The organism is Aerococcus sp. L_32, assembly GCF_050689315.1.
Map to the genome: position 1 here is coordinate 1 of NZ_JBOEQF010000168.1, position 4,580 is coordinate 4,580.

At 37.6% G+C, this 4,580-nt stretch carries 4 protein-coding genes; 3 read left to right on the top strand and 1 reads right to left on the bottom strand.

Annotated elements, in window-relative coordinates; translation table 11 throughout:
* Window positions 1–161: 161 nt before the first annotated feature.
* On the top strand, window positions 162–2,387 hold the full coding sequence (locus tag ACRCJ0_RS09655) for an ATP-dependent Clp protease ATP-binding subunit (RefSeq protein WP_419970755.1): 2,226 nt from the start codon (window positions 162–164) through the stop codon (window positions 2,385–2,387).
* Window positions 2,388–2,459: 72 nt separating this feature from the next.
* Here ACRCJ0_RS09655 and ACRCJ0_RS09660 read toward each other — a convergent pair whose 3' ends face one another.
* On the bottom strand, window positions 2,460–3,476 hold the full coding sequence (locus ACRCJ0_RS09660; RefSeq protein ID WP_419970754.1) for a YeiH family protein: 1,017 nt from the start codon (window positions 3,474–3,476) through the stop codon (window positions 2,460–2,462).
* Between the two features lie 333 nt (window positions 3,477–3,809).
* Between ACRCJ0_RS09660 and ACRCJ0_RS09665 the strand changes: the two genes are divergently transcribed.
* Together ACRCJ0_RS09665 and ACRCJ0_RS09670 are read left to right on the top strand one after the other, a co-directional pair.
* On the top strand, window positions 3,810–4,097 hold the full coding sequence (locus ACRCJ0_RS09665) for a LysR substrate-binding domain-containing protein (RefSeq protein WP_419970824.1): 288 nt from the start codon (window positions 3,810–3,812) through the stop codon (window positions 4,095–4,097).
* Window positions 4,076–4,459 (top strand): LysR substrate-binding domain-containing protein, encoded by a 384-nt coding sequence (locus tag ACRCJ0_RS09670; RefSeq protein ID WP_419970823.1) that lies wholly within the window; start codon window positions 4,076–4,078, stop codon window positions 4,457–4,459. Before ACRCJ0_RS09665 ends, ACRCJ0_RS09670 begins: the two co-directional genes overlap by 22 nt.
* Window positions 4,460–4,580 lie beyond the last annotated feature (121 nt).

Consider the following 4,580-nt stretch of genomic DNA (forward strand, 5'->3'; position numbering starts at 1 on the left):
GTTTTTCCCTTGAATACAACACGAATAATTTTTCTTTAAGCCTTTTGGTTGAAAGTCAAAATTGGTCAGAGTATAATATAGATATTAGCAGTTATATCTATATGCTGCGAATATAAAAATTGCAGGCAATCGCTCTAGCATTAAATAAAGGAAGTGCTTATATGTTATGTCAAAACTGTGGCGAACGCGACGCTGTCATTCATGTATACGCAAATGTGAATGGCCGACGTGAAGCGGTAAACCTCTGCCAAACATGCTACTCACAGCTATCTCAAGGTAAACAAACAAATAATTTAAATAACAATAATAACAATAATAGTAACAACCCATTTGGCGGCTACAGCTTTGATGACCTATTACGTCAAATGCAACAACAAGGCTTTTCTGGAAATTCGCAAAATAAAGCCCAAGCTCAAGCTGGCAAAGGTGGCAACAATGACGATTCTATCTTAGGCAATTACGGAACCAACTTGACTGACCAAGCCAAGGCTGGTTTGATTGACCCAATTATCGGTCGAGACGATGAAATTATCCGAGTGATTGAAATCCTGAACCGTCGTACAAAAAACAATCCTGTTCTAATTGGTGAACCGGGTGTCGGTAAAACAGCCGTTGTCGAAGGCCTAGCCCAAAAAATTGTTGAGCACGCTGTACCAGAAAAATTACGCAACAAAGAAGTCATCCAATTAGATGTCGCTTCACTTGTTCAAGGAACTGGTATCCGCGGCCAATTCGAAGAAAAAATGCAACAATTAATGAATGAAGTCCGCGAAAATAAAAACATCATTCTATTTATAGATGAAATTCATGAAATTGTCGGCGCTGGTTCAACCGAAGGCGGCTCACTAGACGCTGGTAATATCTTAAAACCCGCTCTAGCCCGCGGTGAACTCCAATTAGTGGGTGCAACAACCTTAAATGAATTTAGAAAAATCGAAAAAGATGGCGCCCTAGCCCGTCGTCTACAACAAGTCATGGTAGCTGAACCTTCTGTAGAAGAAACCCTGGAAATTATCAAAGGTATTCAAGAAAAATACGAAGGTTTCCATAACGTGAAATATAGTGATGAAGCCATTGAAGCAACTGTACGCTTATCAGACCGTTATATCACAGACCGTCAATTACCAGATAAAGCGATTGACCTATTAGATGAATCTGGTTCTAAAATGAACTTAACTATTCCATTCTTAGACCGTGAATCCTTGAAAAATCAAATTGATGAATTAACCAACCTAAAAGAAATGGCTACAGAAGCAGAAGATTACGAGAAAGCAGCCTACTACCGTGACCAATTAAATAAATACCAAGGCATGTATGATAGCAACCAAAATGTGACTGAAAAGACCCCAACGGTTACTGCTAGCGACATCCAAGCGATTATCGAAACCAAAACCGGTATTCCTGTTTCAGACTTGCAAGAATCTGAGCAAAACCAATTAATCAACCTAGACGAAAACTTGAAACAACACGTCATTGGTCAAGACGATGCTGTAGAACACATTGCTAAAGCTATCCGCCGTAACCGCGTTGGTTTGAGCCGTCAAGACCGTCCGATCGGATCTTTCATGTTTGTCGGGCCAACTGGTGTTGGTAAGACTGAATTAGCTCGTCAATTGGCCATCCAATTATTTGGTCGCCGCGAAGCCTTAGTCCGTTTTGATATGTCCGAATACATGGAAAAGCATGCCGTGTCTAAACTGATCGGTTCACCTCCAGGATACGTGGGCTACGATGAAGCTGGCCAATTAACTGAACAAGTACGTCGTCAGCCATATTCAATCATCTTATTAGATGAAATTGAAAAAGCCCATCCAGATGTCTTAAATATCTTCCTACAAATCATGGAAGACGGTCGTTTAACAGACGCCCAAGGACGGACTGTATCCTTTAAAGATACCCTAATCATCATGACATCAAATGCAGGTTCAGATGGCGTTGAAGCCAGTGTTGGTTTCGGGGCAAGCAAACAAGGTAAACAACAAAGTGTCATGAACAAGATTGGTGACTACTTTAAACCTGAATTCTTGAACCGTTTCGATGCCATCATCGAATTCCAACCGCTAACTAAAACAGAATTGATTGTGATTGTTGACCTACTATTAGACAACATGAACAACTTATTAGCCAACCAAGATATCCATATAAATGTTGATGACAAGGTCAAAGAACGGTTAGTTGAACTTGGCTACGATCCAAAACTTGGTGCCCGCCCATTAAGACGTGTCATCCAAAGTCAAATCGAAGACCAAGTCGCAGATACCTACCTAAAAAACAGTGATATTCACGAAATTAATTTCACAACAAATACTGACGACGAAATTGTAGTAAGTGTAAGTGAAAATGAAAATTCATCAAACTTAGAATCAGATGAAAGTACAACTAAATAAACACAAAAAAAAGGAATTGTGGCTTCATTGCTACAATTCCTTTTTTTATAAACAATACTTATTCTTTTATCGTTAGAAATGCTTTGTTAGGAATAGAACAACAATGGCAACAACGACAACAAGTGAATCAACTATAAAACCTAGAATCATCGGCTTAGGACCAATTTTTTTAATATCTTTAAAGCTAGTCGTTAATCCAATTGCAGATAAGGCCATGATCATGCTGAATTTTGATGCACTAGAAATAGATGGCGCAATCGCATTCGGTATAATACCAATACTTCGCAAAGCCACAACGACTAGAAATAAAATGATGAAATAAGGGAATATTTTTCGTAAATCGACAGGTGTATGGGATTCTGTTCCCTGTGCCTTATTTTCTAGCCGTTCATTAATAACAGAGAAAATAAGCACATATGGGATGATGAATAGCGTACGTGTTAGTTTTACAATAACCGCTACGTTCCCACCAAGTTGTGAGAAAGCATAACCAGCAGCTACTACAGAAGAGGTATCATTCACCGCAGTACCAATCCAATGACCATACCCTGTATCAGACATCCCCAGCGCAAACCCTATCCATGGAAAAATAATTACTGTAATAATATCAAAGATAAAGGTAGCAGAAATTGCATAAGTAATATCTTCATGTTTCGCTTTTATAACAGGTCCAACCGCTGCAACCGCTGATCCTCCGCAGATCGCTGTACTCACTGCTAATAAGTTTGTTAGCTTCCAATTTATCCCAAAAAACTTACCAATCAAGTTACCAACACCAAAGGCAGTCAACATTGTAAATATCATTAAAAATAGTGCATATTTTCCAACATCCCACACCTCAGCAAAGTTAAGATTCACGCCCATCAAAATAATTCCTAATCGTAAGATTTTCTTTGCTGAAAAAGTTACCCCTAAATATAGCTGCTGATGTTTCATGAAGAAAGGATTTAATGCCATCCCAACAAGCAAAGCCATCACAGTTGCTCCAATGATACCACCTGGTAATAAGCTACTCAGCGCTACAGCTATCACTGCAACTAAGGCGCTAAGTAATAAACCTGGCATTAGATTTTTCCCTTTTTCTATCATAATTCTCCTCCAAATCATTATTCACATCTTGAATATAGCATACGGTTTCCAAAAATATAATGATCATATTTTATATTTACATAAATAATTATTATAAAGATGATAGATAATCATTTGCAATTTTTTTAACTCTTTGTGAGCAGAGGAGTTCTACTAAAACGGCTGAAATCCTGAAAAATGACTCAACTTGCTGTTTCTCAGCATATACAATATTTAGAGAACCATTATCCAATCAATTTAATAGCTGAAAAAAGGCAAAATCTTCTCTCTTACGGAAGAAGCTAAAGCTCTTCAACAATATATCAAGTTATTAAAAGCAAATGGTGAACGCATATTGCCGTTCCCCACCGTGTAAAAGAAAAGGTTTATCCCCTACATTTTGGTGCAACCCCATCCATTGGTGAATATACTATGCCGCTCATTCTACATAAGATATTTCTAGAAAAACCTACTGCAAATATTTCGATGTCTGTTGAAAACACCCATATTCTACAAGAGATGGTTTGGGAGGGTAAAATCGACTTCGCCTTATTAGAAGGCCAATTCAACCAGCAAGAATTTGCACATAAGTCGATTCCAAACGAAGTGTCTATCGCTATCTGTTCGCCAGAAATAACCTAGCTAAAAAAGCCAATCTTTTAAAAGATCTACTTGATCAACAACTCATTTTATGGGAGCCAAGAAGTGGTCCACGCGATACTCTAGAATTAGCTTTATATAACCGAAATCTTCATATTGATGACTTTACTGGCAAAACTCACATCACAAATATGAATGTCATCAAAACATTATACCATCAAAATATAGGTATCACCTTTATGTACCGTGAGGCTGTGAAAAAAGAATTAGTTACTGGGTATCTTGTTGAAATACCATTAGTAAATTTTAATATTCAACATCCCTTTAATTTCGTTTACTTAAAGGATGCACCTGACAAACAGGAAATCGAATCTTGGTTTGAAACAATTATGCGTCTAAGATAGTCTTAGTCTTCTATACTCAACAACAATAACAGGCGATATCTATAAATAAATATATGTCATGAGCTATACACGTTACAAACTAAATAAAAAAAGCCACTAAATGAGCACAACATAAATTGTT